Origin of the sequence: Flagellimonas nanhaiensis, assembly GCF_003382275.1 — a bacterium.
Taxonomy (GTDB): Bacteria; Bacteroidota; Bacteroidia; order Flavobacteriales; family Flavobacteriaceae; genus Flagellimonas; species Flagellimonas nanhaiensis.
This window is the reverse complement of record NZ_QTJX01000010.1, coordinates 1-24,929: the sequence shown is the minus strand read 5'-3', so window position 1 is coordinate 24,929 and position 24,929 is coordinate 1. Positions and strand designations below refer to the sequence as shown.

17 protein-coding genes and 1 pseudogene are annotated in these 24,929 nt (G+C 42.3%); 12 read left to right on the top strand and 6 right to left on the bottom strand.

The features are described from left to right. From DX873_RS19000 to DX873_RS18600, 5 genes and pseudogenes are all read left to right on the top strand, one after another. Positions 1 to 1,599: pseudogene (locus DX873_RS19000) on the top strand (hypothetical protein); the annotation flags it as partial. Position 1,600: 1 nt separating this feature from the next. After that, positions 1,601 to 4,027, top strand: a complete 2,427-nt coding sequence (locus tag DX873_RS18615) for a hypothetical protein (RefSeq protein WP_116186008.1) — start codon at positions 1,601 to 1,603, stop codon at positions 4,025 to 4,027. 192 nt (positions 4,028 to 4,219) lie between these two features. Continuing rightward, entirely contained in the window at positions 4,220 to 5,497 is a 1,278-nt protein-coding gene (locus tag DX873_RS18610; protein ID WP_116186007.1) for a hypothetical protein, read from the top strand. Positions 5,498 to 5,499: 2 nt separating this feature from the next. Continuing rightward, the gene (locus DX873_RS18605; RefSeq protein ID WP_116186006.1) at positions 5,500 to 6,846 is read left to right on the top strand and encodes a hypothetical protein; all 1,347 of its coding nucleotides are present in this window, start codon (positions 5,500 to 5,502) and stop codon (positions 6,844 to 6,846) included. A gap of 54 nt (positions 6,847 to 6,900) precedes the next feature. Continuing rightward, positions 6,901 to 7,875, top strand: a complete 975-nt coding sequence (locus DX873_RS18600; protein ID WP_116186005.1) for a hypothetical protein — start codon at positions 6,901 to 6,903, stop codon at positions 7,873 to 7,875. Between the two features lie 42 nt (positions 7,876 to 7,917). Here the strand turns inward: DX873_RS18600 and DX873_RS18595 are convergent, their stop codons facing one another. Further along, positions 7,918 to 8,142, bottom strand: coding sequence for a hypothetical protein (locus tag DX873_RS18595; protein ID WP_116186004.1), 225 nt, complete (start codon positions 8,140 to 8,142; stop codon positions 7,918 to 7,920). A gap of 81 nt (positions 8,143 to 8,223) precedes the next feature. On the opposite strand from DX873_RS18595, the gene DX873_RS18590 reads away from it, so the two are divergent. The 6 genes from DX873_RS18590 to DX873_RS18565 all read left to right on the top strand — a co-directional run bounded on the left by DX873_RS18590 (position 8,224) and on the right by DX873_RS18565 (position 22,185). Next, positions 8,224 to 8,916, top strand: a complete 693-nt coding sequence (locus tag DX873_RS18590; RefSeq protein WP_116186003.1) for a hypothetical protein — start codon at positions 8,224 to 8,226, stop codon at positions 8,914 to 8,916. 2 nt (positions 8,917 to 8,918) lie between these two features. After that, positions 8,919 to 9,740, top strand: a complete 822-nt coding sequence (locus tag DX873_RS18585; protein ID WP_181899566.1) for a hypothetical protein — start codon at positions 8,919 to 8,921, stop codon at positions 9,738 to 9,740. Beyond that, complete coding sequence (locus DX873_RS18580) at positions 9,740 to 13,669, top strand: hypothetical protein (RefSeq protein ID WP_116186002.1); 3,930 nt, start codon at positions 9,740 to 9,742, stop codon at positions 13,667 to 13,669. The genes DX873_RS18585 and DX873_RS18580 overlap by 1 nt, the downstream gene beginning before the upstream one ends. 65 nt (positions 13,670 to 13,734) lie before the next feature. Next, positions 13,735 to 14,394 carry a hypothetical protein gene (locus DX873_RS18575; protein WP_116186001.1) on the top strand — a complete coding sequence of 220 codons (660 nt, stop codon included), beginning with the start codon at positions 13,735 to 13,737 and terminating at the stop codon, positions 14,392 to 14,394. Position 14,395: 1 nt separating this feature from the next. Then, positions 14,396 to 15,802: a hypothetical protein gene (locus DX873_RS18570; protein WP_116186000.1), complete on the top strand. Its 1,407-nt coding sequence runs from the start codon at positions 14,396 to 14,398 to the stop codon at positions 15,800 to 15,802. Beyond that, positions 15,802 to 22,185 (top strand): putative polyvalent protein kinase domain-containing protein, encoded by a 6,384-nt coding sequence (locus DX873_RS18565; protein WP_116185999.1) that lies wholly within the window; start codon positions 15,802 to 15,804, stop codon positions 22,183 to 22,185. The genes DX873_RS18570 and DX873_RS18565 overlap by 1 nt, the downstream gene beginning before the upstream one ends. A gap of 20 nt (positions 22,186 to 22,205) precedes the next feature. Here the strand turns inward: DX873_RS18565 and DX873_RS18560 are convergent, their stop codons facing one another. The 3 genes from DX873_RS18560 to DX873_RS18550 form a co-directional block, all read right to left on the bottom strand. After that, the gene (locus DX873_RS18560) at positions 22,206 to 22,523 is read right to left on the bottom strand and encodes a hypothetical protein (protein ID WP_116185998.1); all 318 of its coding nucleotides are present in this window, start codon (positions 22,521 to 22,523) and stop codon (positions 22,206 to 22,208) included. A 68-nt stretch (positions 22,524 to 22,591) separates the two neighbouring features. Next, positions 22,592 to 23,236, bottom strand: a complete 645-nt coding sequence (locus DX873_RS18555; RefSeq protein ID WP_116185997.1) for an antA/AntB antirepressor family protein — start codon at positions 23,234 to 23,236, stop codon at positions 22,592 to 22,594. Next, positions 23,233 to 23,439, bottom strand: a complete 207-nt coding sequence (locus tag DX873_RS18550; protein WP_116185996.1) for a hypothetical protein — start codon at positions 23,437 to 23,439, stop codon at positions 23,233 to 23,235. The genes DX873_RS18555 and DX873_RS18550 overlap by 4 nt, the downstream gene beginning before the upstream one ends. 400 nt (positions 23,440 to 23,839) lie before the next feature. On the opposite strand from DX873_RS18550, the gene DX873_RS18545 reads away from it, so the two are divergent. After that, entirely contained in the window at positions 23,840 to 24,073 is a 234-nt protein-coding gene (locus DX873_RS18545) for a hypothetical protein (protein WP_116185995.1), read from the top strand. Positions 24,074 to 24,127: 54 nt separating this feature from the next. On the opposite strand, the gene DX873_RS18540 is transcribed toward DX873_RS18545, so the two are convergent. Together DX873_RS18540 and DX873_RS18535 are read right to left on the bottom strand one after the other, a co-directional pair. Continuing rightward, positions 24,128 to 24,526, bottom strand: a complete 399-nt coding sequence (locus tag DX873_RS18540) for a GIY-YIG nuclease family protein (RefSeq protein WP_116185994.1) — start codon at positions 24,524 to 24,526, stop codon at positions 24,128 to 24,130. Positions 24,527 to 24,574: 48 nt separating this feature from the next. Beyond that, positions 24,575 to 24,775, bottom strand: coding sequence for a hypothetical protein (locus DX873_RS18535; RefSeq protein ID WP_116185993.1), 201 nt, complete (start codon positions 24,773 to 24,775; stop codon positions 24,575 to 24,577). Positions 24,776 to 24,929: the final 154 nt, after the last annotated feature.

Genomic DNA, 24,929 nt, shown 5'->3' with positions numbered 1-24,929 from the left:
GGGGTGGGTCACTTTCGTCCGGCCAGCTATGGTCACTTTAACCCGGCGAGGGTGGTATACTATGTCCGGCGTTTCCAACAGTATGCCGACCATATAAATAAAATTTCTATCAATTCTGTTGGTTATGAAGAATTCTATGGAATTACTCTAGATTCTGAAAACATTGACGATCAAAGAGTAATTCTTGAAGACTTTACAGTTTCACTTAATTCATCAAAGTACCCGCCAGATGTACCCTTTAGTGATTACTGGTATATTGTAAAGACCTCGCATACCCGTGGAATCAGGATTACAGGCAAGTCCATGGTGGTTTCCACGGTAAACTCAATGAAAAAAGGAGGCGCCGAGTACAAAAAAATATACGACGATAGCAATATCAATGAACGTGATGAGAACGGCGAGACAAAATCCGGTCTCTATTCCATATTCATACCTGCTAGGTTCTGCATGGAAGGTATGTTCGATAGATTTGGGTTTAGTATAGTTGAAGACCCTAAGAAACCTATCCGTACCGATGAGGGAAGGATGACCAAAACAGGCACAAAAACTTATTTAAAGAACAAGGCTGAATCGCTGAAGAACGACCCTGAAAAGCTCAATGAGTTCAAAAGACAGTTTCCTGAGACAATCCGGGATGCCTTCAGGGACGAAAGTGATGATTGCGAGTTCAACTTGGTAAAGCTCATGGAGCAAATTGACCACAACACCTTTGAACTCAACGACGACTTCAACAACAAGGATGATTTCCGTGGCAATGATGATATGGAGCGCGGAAACCTATCGTGGCTTCATGGTGTACGGTTCGGACAGGTTGTTTGGAACCCAGACCCTGTGAACGGAAGGTTCTTTGTGAAAAAAGGATGCCATCCACCCAAAGAAATAAGAAACCAATTCAATCAAATTAGAAGGTTTGGTATTTTGGCCAATGCCCCTATCGCCTCAGACTTAGGGACTATTGGTGTTGACCCTTATAATAGGTCAAGAAATGCTGATGGACGGGGTTCCAATGGTTCGATGCACTTGACCACAAGAATGAACACTTATGGTCTGCCGAGCAATAAGTTGATAATGGAGTACATCGCCCGTCCAAAAAAAATAGAGATATTCTTTGAAGAAGTGCTCATGGCCTCCATTTATTGGAGCGTGCCTTTTTTATCCGAGTTGTCCAATGAAAGATTTTTGGCCTTCATCAAGGATAATGGGTTCAGGCATTTCAGTATGAACAATCCCTTCAAAAAATGGAAAGACCTAAATCCCACTGAAAAAGAGTTCGGGGGAGCGCCACAACAGGACACCAAGATAGGTGATGCCCAATTTTACGCCGTTCATTCCTATGTTGAGGACCATATCGGTGTTGCCAGGGATGGGGTTCATAGACCAATCGGCGATATGGGGGATTTCCCGTTTACAAGAACTTTGATACAATTGAAGGACGTGGACACATCCAATAGGACAAAATATGATGCCTATATCTCCTTTTCATTATCTTTGTTGGGGAACAACAAGCGCATCAAGAAGCAGGAAGAAAAACCTGAAACTGTTCCTATACCCTTCACGGTATATGACAACTCAGGGGTAACCTCTAAAGTACTTGCTTGATATGGATGCGAATTTAAAACCACAGGACCTAACCTCTTACCCTGACCCACTTGCCCCTTTTCAGGAAAAGCTGACCCATCAATACGCAATAAAGATTGCCACCGCAATCCAGTCCGAATGGTTCCCTGGGGGCGTTATCGATAAACACTCTACCTTCATGAAGCGCCACCAATGGATTCGTGAAATGCGTTTGTACAACAGGGGGGAACAGGATATTGAGCAATACAAGAAACAATTTGCCAAGAACGAGGGCGACCTAAAGCTCCTGAACATGGATTGGTCGGTCATCAATATCCCTGAAAAATTCACCAATGTTGTCCGTAGCGCTATTAGCAGTAATTATTATAGACTTGATGTAAGGTCTGCTGACAGGTTTACCATTTTGGACAAAAAGAAAAACCGTGATAAACATATCCGGAACATGAAATCCAAGGATATGCTTGAAAAGGCATATGAAATCCTTGGAATTGATTACAGGCCAAACGGTTTTGTTCCCGAAGATGAAGAGGAATTGTCCCTATACTCAGAAATAAAGGACCGTCCCAAACATGAGATTGCAGAGGAAATACTTATTAATTATGTGAAGTCCATCAGTAGATGGGAGCAGATTAAGAGTGAAACGGATAAGGACTTGGTCCTATGCGACCTTCAGGTTGCCCGGGTATACACAGACCCATTAAATGGTGTACAGGTAGAATATATTGATCCAGAGGCTTATGGCCACAGTAGGGTCGAGCATAACGATTTTAATGATGCTTTCTATCATTTCGTTATGGACACTCCTACCATTGGTGAAGTTGCAAAGGAATCTGGATATGATGAAGCCACTTTAAGGCACATTGCCAAAACCTATGCCTCACAATATTCCCAAAATAGGACGATAGACTACGATACATGTCCGATAAATATAGTTCTGGACTATAAGGTCCATGTAATGAGGTTTACCTATAAGACAAATAAGGAGGAAGTTTATAAAGCCTATATCGACAAAAGGAACCGGATGAAGAAAGTCGCCAAAAGGGACTCTTCCTATCAAGTTCCCGAAGGGGCAGAAAAAAGTAGGTTGTCCAAAAACATGGACACATGGCTCGAGGGCAACTATATTGTAGGTAGCAACAAATATGTATATGGCTATAAGGAGTGTGAAAATTTAGCCACTGATGAAATGGACAGGGCCTTGCCCCCTTTCATTGCACAAGCCAGTAATCTATATAAGAACAAATTGCGCTCCTTCCTTAGCAATATAATCCCCATGTGCAATGAGATGCAGATGCAGCACTTGAAGATTAAGCATTTGATCTCTGAGTTGAAGCCCGACAACATCGTTATAAATGTGGACGCCCTTGCTGACATATCATCTGATACCAAAGGGGAGTCTAAGGCAAAAAACTGGCAAACAGCCCTCTCTATACTTCAGGTCAAAGGTGTCATACTCGAAAAAACCATTGATTTAGGCGAGGAAGGGGTACAGCGTTCACAAAGCGCAAGGCCGCAGGCCCAACAGCAGGGCTCGGCGCTTACCATATTATTGAACACATGGGCTTGGTACTATAACCAGATCAGGGAAACAACCGGTATCAACCCCGCCATGGATGGTTCGTTGTCAGCAGATGCATTGGTAGGTGTCAACCAATTGATGAGATTGGCCGGTAACAGTGCCACAAAACATATTGTTGACGCAGCGACGATGTTCGATAAGAGAATTTGTGAGACAATATCCACTAGATTAAAATTGATTTTTGATATTGATGAGGCCGAGCATGTCCGGGAAATATACGAAAATGCGGTGGGCAAGCATAACCTTGATGCCCTTGAAAGCCTCAAGAACAGGCACTTGCATGAATTCGGGTTTACAATTGAGATGGCCCCGGAACAAGAAGAGCTGAACCTTTTGCGCGAAGACCTCAGTATTGCAATCCAAGAAGGAACATTGGATATTTCCGAGAAAGCGGAGATAATGAGGATTGCCAAATCCAATATCAAACAAGCTATTGAATTTATGAGGTTCCTTAGAAAACGCAGGATAAAGGAAAAAATGAAGGAGCTTGAATTCAACAACAAAGTCCAGGCTGAAAACAACATCGCCTCGGCAGAAGCCAAGCAACAAGGGGAAGTGACAATGTTGCAAATAAAGAGCCAGTTGAAAATACAGGAAGAAATCCAATTATCGACAATAAGGCTCAAGGAAAAACAAGAGGCCCTGCTTATCGAAGAGCCAGAGAAAAAAGTTAGGTTTGAAGAAGCTGTTTTCATTGAGACCCTAAAAAACCAGCAAGTTGTTGACCTGGCAAGGTTCAAGGAACAGGCCAAGGACGATAGGCTCGATGAGCAGAGCACCCAACAGAGCGCCCTGATTGACCAAAGAAAAAGGGATAACGGGCCATTGAACTTCAAAAAATCCTTTGATCTGGGCAGGCTCACAGCATAATTATTATACCGCTCTTACACCCTTTACCAATTTGAGTTAGCTAAAAAAGCCCCATTGTAGGGGCTTTTCCTTTGATAAACAAACTAAACTAACATGAAATTTTAACTACCTCAAATATAGAAATAATATTGTACTTAGTATAAGTATAGAGAAAATGTATTAGTTTTGTTATAACTATAAATATTTGTTATAATGAGCAATGGTATCGGCCAGAACAATATGGATCAGTTTAAAAACTTCCTGAACCCAGGAACGGAAACAACAGCTGAGCCGCCAAAAGAAGAGATAAGCGCGCCTGCGGTTGAAACCCCAACGGAGCCTAATGATCCGACCCCTGAGCCCATACCAGCTCAAGAGCCTTCTGCTGAACAAGTTCCAGAAGGCCCCCAAACAAATAATGGGCCAGCCCCTGAAGAAATTGAAGATCCCCAAGCTCAGGTAGTGGATGACCCGCAAGAGCCAGAAAGCCCTGAAGCGCATAATGATCAGAATCCCGAACTGAACGATGATCTGGTCCTTGGTTATTTCAAGGAAAAATATGGTAGGGAGTTCTCATCATTGGAGGAAATGTTCCAACCGGCCGAACAACCTGTTATTGATCCATTTGCAGGTGTCAGTGATGAAGTTGTCCAGTTCAAAAAATTCAATGAGGAAACCGGAAGGGGATTTGATGACTTTATGAAGCTCAACCAAGATGTGGATAAACTGAACCCCATCCAATTAGCGAGGGACAAGGTTTCTAGCATCCTACCGAATGTCTCAGACAAACAAGTAGATGAATACTTGGAGCAAAAGTTGAATATCGATGTATCCAATCCAAAGGAAATGTCCGTGAATGACAGGATAGAGCTCGAAACCTTTGTCAAGGATTATAGGGAGCAGTTGAAAACTGATCAAGAAAAATACAAACAACCTATTGAGCGTCCACAGGTACCGAGCAATGAGGTGGAGATGGTGGAGCTTGAAAACGGCATGAAGATGCCAAAACAAGATTATGATAATTTTTTAAACAATCGCAATCAATATATCAATGACATAAAGAAAGCGACGGATAAGATCACGAGTTCTGTCTATGATATCAAGATTGATGAGAACGGGAGTGAAAAGACACTCAAATTGGGTTATGATTATTCCAAAGAGGACAAGCATGGAATGGCGTCCTCGGCATTGGATGCAACAGCTGCCCTGGAGAGTATGTTCACGAACGATAAAGGTGAGGTTGACCATGTAGGATTGCAAGAGGCAATGTTCTGGGCCAACCCACAAAACCGGACAAAGGCAATTGTTTCCATTGTCCACAAGTCCCGTGCTGACCAAGCGAAGGAATTTTTAAAGTCACGCTCAAATGCGAACTTCAGACAGCCTTCCCTGCCCGGTGACAAACCGGTCACTAAGACCGTTCCGATTCCAGGCACTGAAAACCATACCGGAATCAAACACGATTTTTCACAATTTTATAAAAGAAATTAATCATGCCTTTTGATTTAAGAACAAATAATTTGACAGGAGTTGCCGTCATTGACCAGCCTGCTGGTGTGAACGCGACAAGCTCCAACTTTATAGACCTATATACCTACGCGGAAAAATACCAACCCGAATTGATCCCCCAACTGCACATGGCGCACGGCAAGGGAAAAATCACTGGACTTTTGAGATTGGTGGGCAATGAAGGTACTTATGCGTCCGATGTCATTCGACATGCTGAAGAAGCAAGATTGCACAATGTGCTTAAAGAAGTTGTTGTAGCAACACCAGCTGCGACTTCCAGTACATTTACGTCCCCAACAAATCATAACGTTAGGGTAAATGACGTTGTAAAAATTTCTGATGGACTTATTGAAGTTCAGGCTACCGTAACTGCTGTTACCAATGATACGGCTTTTGTTGCCTCCAATGATGACGGAACAGCGTTTGGACTAACTGGAAATGTAAGTGTTTTAGCTGATTTCTCAAACTCATGGGAAAAAGAGACCGAAAACTACAAAGTAGGTCGCAGGTGGGACCCATTACAATATAAGAACCATACCCATATCATAAAGGAAGTATATAATATTTCCGGTTCTGATATGGTACATAAATCTTGGGTGATGACCCCTGAAGGAGCGAAGTGGTACAACCATGAGATTGAAAAGAGCTCAAACCTTTTTGACAACAAAGTTGAAATCACGCATAATTTTTTCCAAAGAAAAGCTTCTGGCAATGCCCGGGGTATGAATGGTGTAGTCCCTCAAATTGAAACAAGAGGAAATATTGCCAATGAGTACATCACCGATATTGAAGAGCTGTCAGAAATTGCACGTAGAGCTAAACAACAAGGCACATGTAGGGAATTCACAATTTGGGCAGACCACACTCAAATGGCCCATTTCAGAAAAATGTTGGCTGGAGTCAACGCCCATTATGCTACAGGAGGGAACTACGGTTTGTTCAACAATAGCAGAGACATGGCATTGGCTCTTGATTTCAAGTCAGTATATATTGATGGGTGTACTTTCCATTTTACCCCTTGGACAATTCTGGAAGATCCTACCTTGTTAGGAGCGGAAAAATTCTTGGCAACAAGTCTAGCATGTTTGATCGTACCTACGGGCAATACATATGCCAATGAAGAAGGAAATACAGTTACCAAGCCATATCTAAGTGTAAGATATCGAGGTGATGATTCCTATAATAGAAAGAGAGAGATCAAAATTTTTGGTCCAAATGGAACCGCGCAATCCAAAGATGCGCAGACCACAGAATTCTTGAGTGAATGCTTGAACCAAGTTATTGGTGCGAACAACTTCTTCGTTGTCCGTAGAGGTGTTTTCTACTCTTAATAGGTAAGTAACATATGAGGGGTGTTAGCGCACCCCTCTATTTAATAATAAACAATGGCAAAAAACAATTTCATCAAGTTTAAACTTACAAAAGAAAGAAAACCAGTAAGTTTTCAAGTCCCCATAAAGGGAATGATGCTCAACAGAAAGGATAGGGCCGGTGCACCATTAAAACATATTCAATATATACCAGGTCATGAGAGCATTTGGAAAGAAGACCATAAAGGAGACGAACAGCCCAAAAACATTTGGTTTGAAGATGGGTTTCTAAATGTGCACAAACACAACCAGAATCTTTTGACCATACTGAAAAAACACAAATGGTTTGGTGTTCATTTCGTAATGGTTGACGAAGAGGCAGAAGACGCTAAAGAGCTGGAACGATTTGACCTTATCGAAAGAGCCATTGACAAAGTTAACATTGCCAATGAGGATGAGCTTCGTGCCAATGCAATCGTAATTATCGGATCACATGTTTTTGATTATTCCGCAACAAGACTTAAGAAAGCTTTAAAACAGAAAGCTTTTGAAAAACCAAAAGAGCTTATTGAGGAAATGGACAAAGGGAACTACGGTAACAGACTTGCGGCCGCATTGGCGGTATTGAGAGATGTCGTTATCATCAACCCTACCAGAACAGCTATCACATGGCCAGACGGTAAGCCCATCATAAACATAGCTTCGGGCCAGGACCCTATTACCGAGTTCGGTACATTCCTTTCCCAGAACACGGAGGAAATCAAAGTGACCTTACAGACCATAGGGCAGCACATTAAAGCCAAACGCACACCTAAAACAGAAATGGATGTTGATGCCATCATTCCTTCACAACAAGTTACTCCTGAACCAGAGAAGGTCACAGTGGATGCGATTCCTGAGACCATTGAGGTAAAAGAAGAACCCAAAACTGATTTAGAAACAGCAAGAGAAGCTTTTAAAACAAAATTCAATAAAGAGGTTCCAATAAACAAAAAGAATGATTTGGAGTGGATAAACTCTAAATTGAAAGAAGAATTGGAGCCAGCCTAAACATCTTCTTGAGACTTGATGCAAAAGTTACAAGCACCCCTCTCAGGAGGGGTTTTTCTTTTTGAACAGCAGATATCCGTTTATACCGTTCCTTACCAATATCATATTGTTTTCGTGCAGATAGTTTAACTGTTCCGCTATCGACTTGTAACCAGCTTCAATACCAAACTTAAGTGCGACCGGTGAGACCCCGCAATGTCCATTACTGGATTTATGTTTTTTATCAATGATTTCCAATATTTTTTGCCTGATTTCCGTTGCTTCCATGGTAAAAGTTTAGTATAATATTAATACAATCTTTTTTTATACTAAATTTGTTACAATAATTTTTCCTGATACCTACCTGTTATGTTGATAGACCGTATCTATAGAAAAGTGCAATCATTCTTGAACACCGAGACCCGTGGCACCCTTGCGCCCAATAGGTTCAATGAGTTCCTGCACAATGCAATACAATCGAGGACAGAGGAATATTTTTATGATGTCAACAGAGCCCTTAACCGTCAGAACCGGGGACTACAGGGAAATTATCTCCAGAACGTCCCTGATAGGATATTGGAAAAGGTGCAGCACTATTCGGTAACTGCCACACTTGCGTATGACACTGATTCCACTCGAACTCTCCCCAACGACCTGAAGTACATCGATACGGTTGAATATACGGACGGCACCGTACTTGAGGGATGCAAGAACAGAAGGGAGTTCAATATCCTTAAATCACAGGCCAATGGGCAGTTTCCAATATACATGAAGTCAGCGGACCTTTTATGGGTGTCGCCAACAACAAACGGATTAATGACCATCACCTATCTACGGAACCCATTGATTCCCAAATGGACCCATCAGGACCTTGGGGGAGGGCAATATGCCTTTGACCCAACGGCCGGGGATTTCCAGGATGCCGATATCCATCCCTCAGAGGAAGATGAAATGGTCAGAAGGGTATTAATGGCAGCTGGTGTCAATTTAAAGGAAAAGGACGTACAGGCCTTTGCAATGACCGAGGAACAGAACGAATTCAGAACCGATAACACCAATTGACCATGGCCCAGACCCCTGCGACATATTATTCCTCTGAATCCAACTATGGGAAATACGCTTATTTCTCCTTAAAAGAGATCTTGGACGATATGGCCATTGATACATTGGACCCGGACCATGTATTGTACAATACCCGCCGTAGCCAAATGATAAAGCACGCCAAAGCAGGTATCCGAATCCTGAACCGTGAGATAAAGAAGACTATTTTGGCCGCTGAGATAACTATTGGTCCGGACCTTTACATACCATTGCCCCAAGATTATATTGATTGGGTAAGGATATCGGTCGTTACCAATGATTTCCGGTTAAAGCCCCTTCGCAACAATCCCAGTATCCCGACCGCGCTTGGCTATCTGCAGGACAATGACTATGAGATCCTTTTCGACAATGACGGGGAGATACTTTTGGCAGATGCCAGCAACCATTTCAATAAGGCCTATAAGCGCTATGAGTTCTGTGAGTCCGAAAAAGTTGGCGTGTACGGTGAATTTGTCATAGATGAAAGGCGTGGCGTAATTGGGTTTGACCAAGGTCTTGAGGACCGGGAAATCGTAATCGAGTATATCAGTGACGGTCTACAGCTCTTAAACCTTAAGGATGAGGAAATAACAGTGCATAAGATGCTCAAGGACTGCCTGGAATCCTATATCCATTACAATTGCATCAAAGGCAGAAGAAGCGTTAGCTCTGTGGAAAAAAGAAGGGCTAGGGATGAATATAAAAGTAGGCTGCACAAAGCTAAACTTGATAGGCTCGATTTTGATATCAATGCCCTTGACGGAAAGATAGAATACTCACCAAATTTCTCACAACGTAGGGCCTAATGGAATTAAAGAACAACTTTCTGTCACTTTTCATGGAAAAGGATTTGGATATAAGGCTCGTTCCCAAGGGAAAGACCGTCCATGTAGAAAACTTCAACATCCTCTCCCCTATCGGTTCAAAGAAAGGGACCGCCAAACCTGTAAAGGGCAACAGACAGTTATCAACTTTCAATTTTGGGCCGAACGCAAAATGGATGGGCCATGATGTGGACAGATTGGCCAACAAGATCAGATGGCTGGTAAAATCGGATACAGGTAACTATTTTGTAGAGTACGATGTTGACACGGATACCCAGGAGATAGTACTTGAGGATACCAGGGGTGCGGCCACAAGTGTACTGAACCTTCAGGACGGATACCCCTCACACGCAATAAGGACTTTGAACGATGTGGACAATGGAAGGACTTTTGTGTTTATCGCGGACGGTTTCAACGAGCTGTTCGGTTTTGAGGTAGGGACTGCCAAAAACCTTGTTGCAAGTGCTTTTGATGAAGCAGATATTATATTATTAAAGGCACCGCCTTTGACCGCCCCCATATTGACACTTGGACAGACAGCTTCTTCAGAGGAAAATAATATGGAGGACAAGTTTTTATCTTTTTCCTATAGATATAAATATCAAAATGGGGAATATAGCGCCCTCTCCCCTTTCTCAGAGTTTGCTTTTGATGCCAAATCATTTTCATATGACTATTCCACATCGACCAACAACGCCATGTTCAACGCCTTCAATAAGGTCGATATAGAAATAAACGTGGGTCCGTCCCAGGTTTTGGAGGTGGAACTTTTCTTCAAGGAATCGGGGAGCAATGCACTATACCTGGTGGACACTTACAACAAGGCCGATAATTCATGGGGGGACGGTTCATCCCAGACCATTGAGTTCATCAACAACAAGATATACCGAGCGGTTACCATTGACCAATTGAACCGTATCTATGATATTGTTCCATTGAGCGCAAAATCATTGGAGATTATCGGTAATAGACTGGTTATCGGCAATTACAAAGAAAATTATGACCTGATAGACCTGAACCAAAACCCTGTCATTGTCAAAATGCTCGTTGAGCAGGTAGAGCTGGTACAAGCTGCTGGCACCGCTTATAGGACCGTCAAGTCCAACAGGGGCTATGAGCTGGCAATTGTATATCTTGACGGAAAAGGAAGGCAGACAACGCCATTGACAGCGGCAAATAATACGATATACATCCCAAATTCCAGTTGCCACCGTCAGAACAAGATTAGGGTGACCATGCAGAATACGGCCCCGGTATGGGCAAGACATTACCGGTTTTTCATTAAGGAGAACCGCAGGAGCTATCACTCCATGGCCCCGGTCACATTTTACAGGGAAGGCGTCTATGCCTGGCTCAAGATAGAGGGTGACGACCCCAACAAGATATCGGTAGGTGATTTCCTTTTTGTAAAATCGGACACCTCTGGACAGCTTTCCAGTATTGTAAAGACAAAGGTATTGGAAATAAAGGAGCAGGACCGTAACTTCCTTGAGACCGATGAAGCCATAATCAACGGTACGGACACCCTTCAGTTAAGGGGGACATATTTCAAGGTAAAGGCCTCGAAGTTCAGTCTCAACCAAAATGCAGTACAGATCTATGATGATATCGGTGGTGGTTTCAGGTCAAGTGCTACGCCCAACAATTTCCAGAACAACCAGACATATGTCGAAGAACCGGTCTACTATGGCACCAATGGCCTTGATGACCTCAGTAGGTCCGGGACCTATACCGGAAGTGAGGACATCCGCTATGAAATAGAGATAATGGCCCAGGGCGCTCCGGACACTTTTAGGTGGAGGGAGTTCAATGCCACCACGGGTGTAGTCGATAACTGGAACGACAACGGCGGTTCGGGCATAGCGATAACAGGGGCTTCCCAATCACTTTCCAATGGAATATCGATAACTTTTGGTGCCACAACGGGCCATGAGCTTGATGCCAAGTGGGTGGTCAGTGCAAAATCCTCCACGGTCGCAAGTGGTTGGAACGGTGGAGGATCTGCTGGAAGTTTTGGCAGAAGGGCCATTGTAATGTATATGGGCAAGCCAAAGAATACCGGTGAGGACATCAAGGGAGGTGCAACAATAACCATTAGATATGACGATAGTGCATCTGGTTCGGATGTCAATGACCAGATACCAGCTTTTGAGGATACATTTACCGTTACACAGGATTATGCCAATCTGGAGGAATGGTTCCATGGCGATAACATAATTTCCCAGTTGACCTATCCAAACTCATTGGACAGGGTGATGTTCCGTAGGGGAACGTTCACCAAGTTCGAGGACGGGCTTGAGCAGGTGACCAGTATAGACCCGAACGGAAATATGATAATGCTTTTCCTTTCCTCGGCCAATTATGTTAGTGGCGGTCGGGTCAGGGTCCCTGCCGATATCAATATCACGGAGCTTGAGAACAACATTATATTCGAGACCGTCCCAAAAGAAATCGATACGGACATATTCTACGAACTTCCCTACACTTACAATGTGGGGGCTCTTGGAAACCATATCGGTGACGTTGGTGCACAGCACACATTGGAATTTTTCAATGCCTTTGGATGGGGAAACTGTTTTGAATCCAACCGTATAGGTGATTCCTTCAACGGCAAGGAACTGTTATTGGACACCAAGCCGATGACCCCTGTCGAAGAATACAAACAGGTGACCCGACCTTCCGGATTGCTCCATAGTGGAGTTTACGAACAATCAACTAATTACAATGCCATCAACGAGTTCAACGCATCGACCATGGACTTTAAGGATCTGGACGATGCTTATGGTGGCATCCAAAAACTTTTTTCAAGGGATAACGACCTTATTGTTTTTCAAAGGGACAAGACCCTTAACGTTCCCTATCAGAAAGAAATATTGTTCGATGCCGATGGGAATGCCATGGTACAGTCAAGTGACAAGGTATTTGGCACGGAAAGACCGTTTGCAGGTGAATACGGGATAGGGGAACATCCCGAGTCCTTTGCTTTTTTTGGTAACAGGATATACCATTTTGACAGGGACAGGGGCGCTCTGATGCGCTTGAGCCGTGACGGGTATACTGAAATCTCAAATAAGGGCTTCCATGAGCATTTCAGAAACCTTTCAAGGGAAAGTTCCAATAATTTCTTTCCTGCCTGTTATGACCCGTATAACGATGTTCTATGGATACATCTGGACCCATCGGGAACTGCAAACACATTGGCATTCTCTGAATCGGGTGAAAAAGGCTTTACGATGTTCGGATCGTTTGCTCCAGAGGCGATGATGTACCTGGACAATAAAATGTATTCCATAAAGAACGGCCAGTTATGGGTACATGATGATGACAGTGTTCCCGTCAATAATTTCTATGGGGCCCAGTATACCTCAAAACTAACGACCTTGTTCAATGATGAGCCCAGTGAGGACAAGATATTCAAGACATTGGTACTTGAATCCACAAAAGCGTTGAAGGCCACATTAGCGACCAACTACGCCAATGGGACCTTGTTGGCCAGCGAGTTTGACCAAAAGGAGAGCAGGTTTTTTGCTTATTTAAGAAAAAATGAAGATCCCGATAATCTGTATGGCGCTTCTATTCAGGGAGTGGGCAGTATCTTAAGCTCCTCCGGAACAACTATAACATTCGGTCACGTGCCCGACAATGTGAACATCGGCGACCAGCTGTTCCAAGTAAACGGAAGCGCTAACGAGCTTATTGGGACGATAACAGCCCATGACCAAACAACGATAACCGTTGGCTCTGCAACCACAACTCCTGTAAATGGTTTATTTGTATTTGCAAAAAAACCGTCAAGGATAGAGGGCGGTGAGATAAGGGGCAACCATTTATTGGTCGAACTGGAACATGAGGGCACCGAGGATGTTGAGCTTTTTGCTGTTTCAACAAATGCAGTGAAAAGCTTTGTATGATCAATTTTTTGATTATACTAAGTGCAACAATAATATTATATTAATTTTGTTAAAAACAGATTGTTATGCCATTTCCATTTGCAGCAGTTCCACTTGGTCTAAGCGCAATTTCTTCCGGATTTAAATTATTTGGAGCCGGAAAGGAAAAAAAGCAGACCCTTCAGGATATAGAAAACTATCCCAGACAAGAGCTCAAAAACGTTTTCAAGAACCTTAAGATCAGTACCAAGGGCTCAGACCTAATAAAGGAAGAGGCTTCCAGGATTACTGCCGGGATGGTAGATATTGCCAAGAGCGGGGGCATTAGAGGTGTTCTTTCGGCACTTCCAAAAATCCAAGAGACCAACAATAGGATAAATAAAGATGCGGCTGTTGATATCGACAAGCAGATAATTGAAAAAGAAAGATTGGTCGCAGGCGACGATGCTAGGATTCAGCAGATGCAAGAACAGCGGGAACGTGAGGACCTGGCCGGACTCGGTGCCAAGTTGGACAATGCCGACCAAAACTTGAACAACGGGTTCAATCAGTTGATAAACACCGGTTTTGCTGCTGGGAACATGTTGGGTGGGGGCATCGAAGCCGACCCAACACCAAAGATATCCAAGGTTACGACAAACCCTTTTGGATTGGCAAGCACATCTCCTTTTATGAAGATGCCCAGTGTATTGACATCTGCTGATTCACTCTTCGACCAATTCAAACCAAAAGTAGGAACTATCTAAAATGGCAAAAAAAGGAAACTTATCGGCTTTTACACAGGTGGGACCAACACCTGACAACCTATCGGACGACCTGAAGTTCTGGGCAAACCTTGATTTCCAGAAAAAGGTACAGGCCGAGACTTCCCGTGAAAGGGCCCTGGAACGCAGAAGGCGTGACACCGAGGACCGTAACAAACGTATTGCCAACTATACAAAGGGGTTGAAGAATTACGATACCGGTTCCAATTCCTTGAACGAAGCACAGGGTAGGTTGATTTTGGAGGCAGCGGAACAAATTGGTGATATAGCGATCAGGTTGGAGGACCCGGATATCGGCATTGAAGAAAGGGTGAGGCTGAACAACAGGCTATCAAACTTGAACATGCTACCCGAGCACATGCGGGCATTTACTGGGGGTATCACACAGCGCCATGAAGAAATTATGAAGGGAGTTGCAGACGGTAAGGTCTGGGAAAATGAAAAATTGGACAGGTACAAGTCCTATTTTGATGGTGATGACAGTGTTTGGGGCAAGATGCAGTTTGCTCTGGACGATAAGGGGCTACCAGCTATCATATACAGGGACATCGATGGTGATGGTATCGCTGATGCCGAAGGGTATGACCAAATTTCACAGGCTATCAGTGCTTTTGGATTTGACCCAAAGGTAGACGCCAATGAGATTGCCGGGAATATTGCAAAAAGCTTAGGAGAGGATTCAACCACAACTTCCGGACCCGGTTTTAGCACCAACTTTGAACAAGGCCCTAGAGCTGATGATATAGAACTTCAGGTCCAAGAGGCTATTCAGGAAAAAAATGGAGGTTTGAAGCTCTTGGGAAAATCAATGCTTGTGGAAATGGGGCTTGAGGATTCATTGGAGAACAGACAATTGATGGTGGATAGATTACGTGAGCTGGTGAACTCCAAGGTTGACAGGACTTCCAAGGAAACTATCAATTTTGGAGCTAGGAACGCAGCCAATAGGTTAGCTCAAGAGGGACTAAAGAAAAATTCAAATAAAAAGGTAGTTATTTCAGCTATAAAAGGTCTCGACGGAATAACATCTACAAATGCTGAAGTTCAAGACTTTGAATTTGATTCCAACGGAAAGCTTAAGTTAAAGGTATCTGTCCCTAAAACAAAATCTATTACCAAAAATGATTTTTCCGAATTAGAAGCTAAAGCAGCGGATGGAGATGAAAACGCTCAACAACAACTTGAATTAGCCCAATTAACGGGAGACGGTGGTGCCAAAGTAATCATACCTGGCGAAAACGAGGCTCGAACAATTGTAGTACAAGATGAAGATGTTGATTGGGTATCTGATCGTCTGGGTATTGATAAAAATGAAAGAAAAGCTACCAAAACAAATGGCATAGATAACGATTCGTTCAATGAATTTCTAAGAAAAAACAATCTGCAGTAATGGAAGATGAGGATTTGATAGCAATTTTGGAGGACGCAAGGGACCAGGGCGCGAATGAAAAGCAATTACAGGTCATTGTGGACCGCTGGAACGTGAAAAAAAAAAGTTTAGACTCTTCACCAAACGGCACAAGTTCGGTTTCGGTACCGGATTCTGGTTCTTCGGGTTCTACTTCCCAAAGAAAAAACTTTCAAAAAATTGATACTGGTTCCGAAGGCAGGTTCCAAGATTTGTTGAACAAGGCACCTTTGGGCGTAGGGGGAACAGATTCCCAAGCATTCAAGGAATGGGAGTCCATAAGGAATGAATTTCTTGAGCGTCCAGTCATCCAGACAGAACATGGTGACCTATTAAAAAGATTGGAAGGGCTACAACCAATAACCAAATCCAAAGATGGGGTTGACCAACAACTTAATACTGTCAGGGACTTAAGGAACAAGATCACACAGAAAAAGCTGAAAGCCGAAACACTGGGCAGGATAACCGGTAAATCACCCCAAGAAATATTGGACGGTGACCAAGCCTTCAAACAATTGGAGATAATGGAATCCAATTTAAAGGGAAAGGATTTTTCCACTGTTTTTGGATCCAATCTGTTTAATGCAAGTGCCGGAATATCCGGAACACCAAATGCCATTATAGAAAGTATAGGTAAGTTGTTCATCAGTGATGAAGAATTCAACAATATCCCAGAAGAAATAAAGGATGACTTTTTTACCGATTTGTTGGGGTCCATGCCGAACCCATTGGCACAGGGTTTTTCGGAGGTCGCGAAATCTGGAAAAAAAAGACAGCGGGAACTTTTGGCCGATGGCAAGAAACTCCGTGAACTGGGCACACAATATGAAAGTGCCATTTCAGAAGACCTGATGGAAGGGGACCTTTCACAGGCAGGAAAGAGAATAGCAGTTGAAGGGGTGGGCTCCATACCAAGCTTGGTACAGGCGATGATGCCATATATCGGTCTGGCCAGTATAGCGACCGGCACAGCGGCCAACAGACTTGAGGAAAACAAAGAAGATGGCAATCTCAATACCAATGAGGTGGCAGATGCCTGGATAAACGGAGCTGCGGAAGGTCTTTTGGAGGCAGTCACCCGCGGATTGGGAAAAAGAATGTTGAACTCTTTCGGTAAGGGGACCAAGGAAGAGGCCAAGACCTTGGCCAAAAACCTAGTGGACAACCTTATTTACTCGCCACTCAAAGAGGGCTCAAGTGAAGCTGCCACATCAATCGTACAGAACCTTTCTGATGCTTTGGTACTGGGCAATGATGTTGAGGTAAAGGATGCTCTCCTTGAAATATACGATTCCTTCTTGGTCGGAAGCTTTGTAGGTGGTGGACTGGGTAGTGTTACCGCCATAGGTGAGGGCATCAACACCAATAAAAAGGCCATTGAAGGCGACCCAGAGGCCATACGGGAAGTTGAATCAGGGAAAAAGTTTGAAGGCGACAAGGTAGAATTGAATATTCCAGCGATAAAGGATAATCCAGAAAACCAAATACCCGATGAGAAAGCACCGAGAGAAGATACTGATGTTGATGGAGGCCCTGGACCTGAGCCTGGACCAAGTAAAGACCCCGGACAGGACAATGACGTTCAAGAAACCGTTGACCCTAACCCAAGTGAAGGAGAGGTTGAAGTAACCCCTACGACATTCAAGTTGACAGATTCGGATAAAGCTCCTGAATATACTGCCGAACTAAAAGATGGCCGATTGAACATTACCGACCCTAAAGGAAAGGAGCCGTCTACCAAGACCAAAAGGAAGGTCATGGAGAAATATGCCGATAGCTTTGATTTTAGTAAAGGAGAAAAGGCAGTTATTCCTGAAGGATTTGAAGGCAACGTAAATGAGATTGTTGCCAACAATTCAAATAACCCCTTGGAAATAGCCGAATTGTTGAACAATACCAACACACAGGAGTTTTTGGACAACCAGGTTGATTTCAAGGCCAAGATAATTGCCGATAACATTGGGGGAAAAATAGAGAGGTCAAGCTATGTAAACTTTGGCGACGAGAACAATATTGGTTCAAACATGGCCAAATCGTACTTTTCAAAAAAAGGTGAAGGTCGGCCATTGGACACTATTGCGCAGGAACTTTCAGAAGACCATGGTATCGATATTTCCCCACAGGACATTATTGACCACATGGAAGCGTTTCCAGGGGGGAGGAACGATGTTTTCAAGGAAGTGAGGGATGAGTTCATAACCCCATTAAAAGAACGGTTCACACAGGTTACAGGGCTTCCTGCCACTGATAAATTTATCAATATCGCCCTTCGTACTGAAGGTGCTAAAATTCAAGAATTCAGTTCATTGGACGCAATGTCTGATGAAGATTTAATAACTTTGAGCAATGAGCAAGAACAATCCTTCCAAGAAAACATCGAGCAAGGTGAAACTGACCCCGGCAATGAGGGCGGGACTTCAATTGAAAGTAGCCAAGCGGATGAAGGAGGACCCAGAGTTCAAGAAGAAGGCCGAGGGAATGGTGTCACAGAATCAGACCGCGCCCAAGTACCTGAACCGGTTCCACAAGAAAACGACGGAGAGATCACTCCAAGCGATAGAAGATTCCAAGAAATCTCCACTAGACTTCGAGAAGGCAATGAAGGACCAGAGGGCGAGGGACAATCAATCCAAGACCAAAGGGAATCAGAATCAAGGGTAGCCCTTGAATACGCCAAATCACGTAATATATGGCATAAGGACCTATTCTCATTAGGTAGAAGATTTTCTTCAGGTAACGAGAATACCAACGTACTGGATGCTTCCACCAGAACACTTTACAAGAGTAACAACCTTTTCAACAGTAAGACCATCAGTGGCCTATTCGATTATGTTGAAATGCACAATCAACTGTTCCCGAACACCAAATACGAGTTCGTAGGTTTTACCGGCCTTGACAATGGCCCAAAACGGGCACCTTATGTAGAGCCTATATTCAAACAGGATTATATTGATAATGCTGTTTTGGCCAGTCCGAAGGACATTTCAGATTATATGGAAGGACTTGGGTTTGAAAGCAAAGGAGACGCTACATACTCCAACGGTACATTTGAAGTTTCTGATCTACACCCAAGAAATGTATTGAAGGATGACAAAGGGAACATTTTCGTTGTTGATGCTGAGATAAAAAAAGAAAGTATCTCTAAAAAGGATAATGTCTTTGACAATCTTGACAACACCTTAAAAAAATGGGAGGACGACTTAGATAATTTCGGCAAGGAAACATTGGGATTGAACATGCCGGTTGCAGTAGCTAGAACAGCGGTTAGAGCCATGAGGTTGGCCGTTAAAACAGCCCAGACCGCATCCGAGGTAATCAATGCCGGCATCGAGGCAATCAAACAAACATCTTGGTATAAAAATCTATCCAAAAGCGATAAGGAGAAGATAATCGAGGACAACCTTGAATCATTGATCAATGATTCTATATCCAACAATGAGAATGTCACCGCTGATGAGGCTAAAACCAAAACCGATGAAGCTTTCAGAAAATCACGGGAAGCTCTAGAGAACAAAAAAACTTTCAGGCAAAAGGTCAAGGACGCCACCAGAAAGGCAATCAGAATGTTCACTGACAGGCAGTTCATTTCCAAAAAACTGATGGATGAAATTGGCGCCCAGAGTGTTAAGTACCTAATGATAAACAGCCATGGTTCTTCAGGTAAGGCCAGACGGATGTTCGAGGATTCCTATGGAAAAATATACAAGAACCTGAAGAATTCAGATAGAGAGGCTTTGGACGAAATAATCCAACTAAGAAGATTTGTGACCATCGACAAGTCCAGAGCTGATAAGGACCTACCCCCTGTTTCCCATCCAGATTATATCGATGGGGATGTCGCCCAAAAGTCTTTGGACCAATATAAAGAGAATCTTGGCAATAAAAAGTTCAATGACCTAACCAAAAGAGCGGATACTTACTTCAAGGTATATGCTGATTTGTTGAAGGCAATGGAAAAGAATGGGCTGATATCAAAAGAAGCCTTTGATTCATTGAACGGGTTGGATTACCAACCAAGGCTGTTCTTGCAGCACATATTGGATTTCGAAGGAAATGTATCCATGGGGAGTGCTGTTAAGGAAAAAAGTGATACTGGAGGATTGTCAAAAGAACAAATCATGTTCTTGACAGAAGGTAGTTCCGGAAGTTTAGTGACAAATTCGGAGTGGTTGTTATCAACCTCATTGGTCGCCAGAACCAGGGCAATGGCCATGAACAATATCAACAGGGAGTTCATTACCAAGGAATATCCAAAGGCCAAGGAACGATTTGAAAAACTGAAGGGCAAAAAAGACCTTTCAAGAGAAGATGCCAGGTTTAAAAATTATTTCAAGGAGCTGAGTAGCAAGATAAAGGAAGGACCGCTTGAAAAAACTCCAAGGAACTACAAGAAGGCCTATTGGTATGAAAATGGGGCCCGTAAAGAATTCTATATAGAGGAATCACTGCATGATTCTTGGTTCAACAATACGCAAGGGTTCTGGGCCAGTCCAAAACAAAAGGAAATGGTAGGGTATTACTCCGGAAGTTCTTTACTTAAAGGTATCGCGACCGGAAATAACCCAGCCTTTGCTATAGTAAACACACCAAGGGACTTTTTGTTCACGTCATTGTTCTCACCAGAGTACAGCAAATTTGTTCCCAAGGCAATCCTTCAAGTTGCCAAAGATGCCTATAAAGGGGTCAAAGAAATTGCCAAATCAAAAAAGGATGTAACGGGAGGCAACCTATTCCAAAAGTATATTGAGTACGGGGGAGATATGTCATTTCTAAGTACACAGGGAAGACTTAAGAAAGATACCGTTTTAGCCAAGGCCTTTGAAAAAATGGTCAGCAGAAGGGCTATGGATAGGTTTAAGAGCGTCTTCAACACAGCTGCATTAAGAAATTTTTCCACCTACAGTGAGATAATGTTCCGGATGGCTTTGTTCCAAAGAACCATAAAAAATGAGCTGAAACATCGGGGAATCGAAAGTATGGAATCAATCAATGATTCTCAGTTAAAAGATGAAATCTATAACAGAGCTGTAGCCAATGCTAGAAGTCTTTTGGATTTTAACCAAGGTGGCGCAATTACCAAGGATTTGGAGTCAATATTACCATATGTCAATACCGCAGTACAGGGCACCAGAGTAGCTACGGATGCTTTTGTAAAAGATCCAGTGACCACAACCATGAAAGTCATGCAGGCCGGGGTACTGGGAACATCGTTTACTATAGGAATGGCGTTGACCATTATCAGCTTGAACAAAGATGATGAGGATGAAGAAAAATCCTCCATTGACATTTATTTGGACACAATGGAAGGTATAAGCCCTTATCAAAAAATGCAGTATTTCAATTTTCCCACTGGTAAAAAGAACAAGGATGGACAGTACCAGGTATTGAAGGTAGCCAAGACACACCAAATGATACCTATCTTCCAATTTACCGATAACATTGCAAACAACCAGTTACTGAAAATCGCAGGTAGGGAAGAGAAATCCGGAAAGAAAATTGGACAAGAGGTTTTTGATGCGTTCAACACCAATATTTCTCCAATAAGCGTTACCTCTCCAGCGCAAACATTCACAAGAAATCCAGTTGTGAAAGCTGTGCTCACCTACGCATCGGGCCATGATTATTATAGGGACCAACCATTGGCCAGTAATGTAAATAAAGACCCTAGACCATTGGAAGGTCAGACAATGAAGAATGTGGAGGATTTCTACAAGAAACTTGGTCGTGAGCACAATCTTTCACCGGTTAGGGTAAAAGCTGCAGTTGAGTCCTTCCTTACAACACCCAATACCAACCCGTTCATTGGGATAATGTACGGTGGAGCTGATGCCATTGTCTCTGATAAAACCCTAGAGGAAACAGGGAAGGAATTGGGCAAGAACCTTTTCAAATCCACAATTAAAAGAGTGGAATCCTTTTCTTCTGACTTTAACAGAAGCCTGAACAGATTGGAAAAATTCAGGGAAGATGAGGAAAAACTTAAAATCGAAGAAGGGTTCAATAAGTTGGATCAAAAAGATTTGGCCAAGCGTTTTGTCGAGGGCGATATTGATTCAAAAGAATTAAGGGAAAAAATAAGGAATCTCAGCCCTGCGGACAAAAAAAGTGTTATCAGAAAGGTCGAGGACTATAAAAGATTAAGTAAGATAGTCGATAGAAATATCATCGATATCAAGTACGCTGGTAGTTCCAAACTGAAGGCATTGATGATATTGAACCGTTACGGTGATATAACCGATGGTTCCGAGGATAGTAAAAGGGTTCTAAAACAAATGAATATTGCCAAGGGAATCTTGACGGATGCCGTGATTTTTGAATATCAAAAGCTCATAAAAGAAATAGGGAACGCTGAAAACCTAGAATAGGGCTTTATATCAAGTGCCGTCTAATTGTTAATAACTTCTATTTGATATCTTTTTTGCCTAAATTCCCCTCCATCAACCTTATATAATTTTCCATTAGAGTCAAAATAAAAGAATTTTACATCGGTTTTAGATCCTGACCAAGCATCATAATCAAACATTTTATAAACAGTATAACCATATTCTAGCGCTTCAAGTTTTGCTTTTCGGCCAGTTATCTCCTTGAATTCTTTAACTGACATTCCTACATAAACCTGATTAGAGGTGTGTGAGGCCTGTTGGTAGGATCCAGCGCAGCTAATCATAAAAATTATTAATAATGTTAAGAGTATTTTCTTCATAAACCAAAGTTTAAACCAGTCCGGTCAAGGTACAAATAAAAAGCCCTCTAAAAAAGAGGGCTAATATTTTAATTAAGAGGTGTTGAGTTGAACACCTGTTCCAGAACTGCTCTTGGATATGTCTTGACCCTTCCGAATCTTGGGTCAGGTATATCATCTGTTGGATAGCCTTTCTCCCTACAGATTTTGGAAGCAGCTCTACCCAATCTACTAGCCACCTTAATATTCACTGGAATGTCGTTTAGATTTCCATAACCCACAACAGTGAAATAGTCAGGTCTTGAAGTGTTTTTAGCCTCAAGCACTTTCAGTCTATCATCATGCTCCGAAAGCTTTCTCTCTTGCTTTACCAATAATTGGGTTTGGGCGAGTAATGTTTCGGCGGGTGTTAGAGGTTTTAGGTCGGGTTTTGTTTTACTAATAACTTTTTGCTCGCATTCAAGAAAATAATCTCGAGCTTCTTCACCCTTTTTAGTACCAGCCTTCATGCAGATTTTTTTTGAAAACGGTATTGATAAGCCAAAATCTTTGCTTCTCCCCCGCCGGGGGAGTTCAACAAAATCTTCTCCTTCAACTGCGAATTCATTTTTTAGAATATTTCTTGAATACCATTTAGTCCAATGTTTTGGCGCGTATCCTAAGAAGTTATACAAATCTTGAGCAGACACAGCTTGTTGTCCATTGTGTTCAGTAATTTGGATTAATTCATTCATACCCTTTGTTTTTTAAGGTTTGACAATTCTTTTAGAAAATCGTCGAGTATGATATAATCAGCGACGATAAGAGACCTGTAAGTGTGGTCACAACTTCCCTCGGCCGTTAGGCATTCGAGCATCATTTCTTTTAAGGACTTCCTTAAATCTTTGGGTTCCGTTTGGCGCAAGAGTGATTGCACCAAAATCTTTTCTGTTTGCATATCGAAAAGTTTTTTGTGCGAGGCTACCTTTAGGGTTGCAAACACGTTCTAGGAACGGATTACAGCCTTTCGGTTTAATCTGCGACCTCTTAGGTTAATACCTTGGGTAGCCTCTATTCGTAATGTAAGTGTTATAGGGTTTCGCCTAAAACGTGTTTGCACCACGAACCTACAAAAAATTCAAGAACCTACCAAAAATGAAAAGCCCTTAGAAGTTGTACAAGAACTGTCTAAGGGCTACTTTTCAAATCGGCTAACCGCCGTGGTTTTATTTTTTCCTTACTATCGCAACTTGTACCAACGAGTTGTACAAATATAATAAAAGTACAATTTAGTATAACTATAATATTGTATTAAAATTATACTAATTTATTGTCTGGAAATACACTATATTGTGTTCATGGATAAACTGACATCATCTTCCACAATCAGCAAGACAGGTATAGAAAACAGTGAGCTTCAAGACTCTGACATTTCATTGGCCGTAATCCCTCCCAAGAGCACTCGCCCACCAGGAGGAACCGAATACGTTGGTGATTTTTCGTCTGTCCTGGTTCCAATGTTGATATTGTACCTGATTATACTTTTCGCGGTAAGTTGGGCAGGCTATAGGTTTTTCAGGAAGTCTAGATAGTACGGTGTTTCGTCCTAACTTTGCATACCCGCTTATTACAAAGCTTCAGGAAGGTCAATATTCTTCCCTAAAGAACCCACACGCTTCTACAATAAGGTCTATTTCTTCTTTTTTAAATTTAAACCATTCGCCTTTCACCCTTTTTCTTTTGAAAATCAAATGAAATTCTTTTTCGACATTTCCTTTAAGTGTTGCGAATAATATGATAAATGGGTTAGTTGTTTTCATGGCCATTACCCTTTCAGGGGGATTATATGAATATCCAATTTTATAAAGCTTTGAATAGGTGTCATATGCGATATATGTTTGCTGTTTTATCTTTTCCAGCGATTTTTTTGATCTCATTTGAAGAATACCTTGCCAAAGCTTTTTTATTTTTTCATCGGACAAATTATATTGTTTCTTCCATTCTTTATAATATTCTTCATAACTAGGTAGATACTCATCTCGCATAATCCCTACTGTTTTATAATTTTCAATATTTCTATTGTTGTCTTGCTTTTAGGTATTGTGGATTGCCAGTTGAGCCACTACTCCCAGTATTAGACCATAAAAACTCATAAAGGCCTTGAACGTTACATCCCAAGTTGAAATATCAAACGATGCCTCAATGAAGCTCCCTATCAAATAGAAGAGCAAGAACACCAGGATAAATCCAATAATAGTTTTTGCAATATTTTTTATAAAAATCTTCTCTCCCATTACTGTTGTTTAAAAATTTTTTTCCTTTCCATACCAGTGGTGTTTTTAGGGGTTGAAATGTTCCGCGTTGGTGATGCTGTCAAATTTCTCTTCCTCAAACTTCCTTTCCATAGCTCTCCCCTGTTATTTCTCCCAATGATTCCATTAATGTTCG

What these genes read in the sequence shown, in the direction of transcription:
- DX873_RS18615 (WP_116186008.1), top strand. Translation starts at nt 1,601, where the DNA reads ATGGATGCGAATTTAAAACCACAGGACCTAACCTCTTACCCTGACCCA.
- DX873_RS18610 (WP_116186007.1), top strand. Translation starts at nt 4,220, where the DNA reads ATGAGCAATGGTATCGGCCAGAACAATATGGATCAGTTTAAAAACTTC.
- DX873_RS18605 (WP_116186006.1), top strand. Translation starts at nt 5,500, where the DNA reads ATGCCTTTTGATTTAAGAACAAATAATTTGACAGGAGTTGCCGTCATT.
- DX873_RS18600 (WP_116186005.1), top strand. Translation starts at nt 6,901, where the DNA reads ATGGCAAAAAACAATTTCATCAAGTTTAAACTTACAAAAGAAAGAAAA.
- DX873_RS18595 (WP_116186004.1), bottom strand. Translation starts at nt 8,142, where the DNA reads ATGGAAGCAACGGAAATCAGGCAAAAAATATTGGAAATCATTGATAAA.
- DX873_RS18590 (WP_116186003.1), top strand. Translation starts at nt 8,224, where the DNA reads ATGTTGATAGACCGTATCTATAGAAAAGTGCAATCATTCTTGAACACC.
- DX873_RS18585 (WP_181899566.1), top strand. Translation starts at nt 8,919, where the DNA reads ATGGCCCAGACCCCTGCGACATATTATTCCTCTGAATCCAACTATGGG.
- DX873_RS18580 (WP_116186002.1), top strand. Translation starts at nt 9,740, where the DNA reads ATGGAATTAAAGAACAACTTTCTGTCACTTTTCATGGAAAAGGATTTG.
- DX873_RS18575 (WP_116186001.1), top strand. Translation starts at nt 13,735, where the DNA reads ATGCCATTTCCATTTGCAGCAGTTCCACTTGGTCTAAGCGCAATTTCT.
- DX873_RS18570 (WP_116186000.1), top strand. Translation starts at nt 14,396, where the DNA reads ATGGCAAAAAAAGGAAACTTATCGGCTTTTACACAGGTGGGACCAACA.
- DX873_RS18565 (WP_116185999.1), top strand. Translation starts at nt 15,802, where the DNA reads ATGGAAGATGAGGATTTGATAGCAATTTTGGAGGACGCAAGGGACCAG.
- DX873_RS18560 (WP_116185998.1), bottom strand. Translation starts at nt 22,523, where the DNA reads ATGAAGAAAATACTCTTAACATTATTAATAATTTTTATGATTAGCTGC.
- DX873_RS18555 (WP_116185997.1), bottom strand. Translation starts at nt 23,236, where the DNA reads ATGAATGAATTAATCCAAATTACTGAACACAATGGACAACAAGCTGTG.
- DX873_RS18550 (WP_116185996.1), bottom strand. Translation starts at nt 23,439, where the DNA reads ATGCAAACAGAAAAGATTTTGGTGCAATCACTCTTGCGCCAAACGGAA.
- DX873_RS18545 (WP_116185995.1), top strand. Translation starts at nt 23,840, where the DNA reads ATGGATAAACTGACATCATCTTCCACAATCAGCAAGACAGGTATAGAA.
- DX873_RS18540 (WP_116185994.1), bottom strand. Translation starts at nt 24,526, where the DNA reads ATGCGAGATGAGTATCTACCTAGTTATGAAGAATATTATAAAGAATGG.
- DX873_RS18535 (WP_116185993.1), bottom strand. Translation starts at nt 24,775, where the DNA reads ATGGGAGAGAAGATTTTTATAAAAAATATTGCAAAAACTATTATTGGA.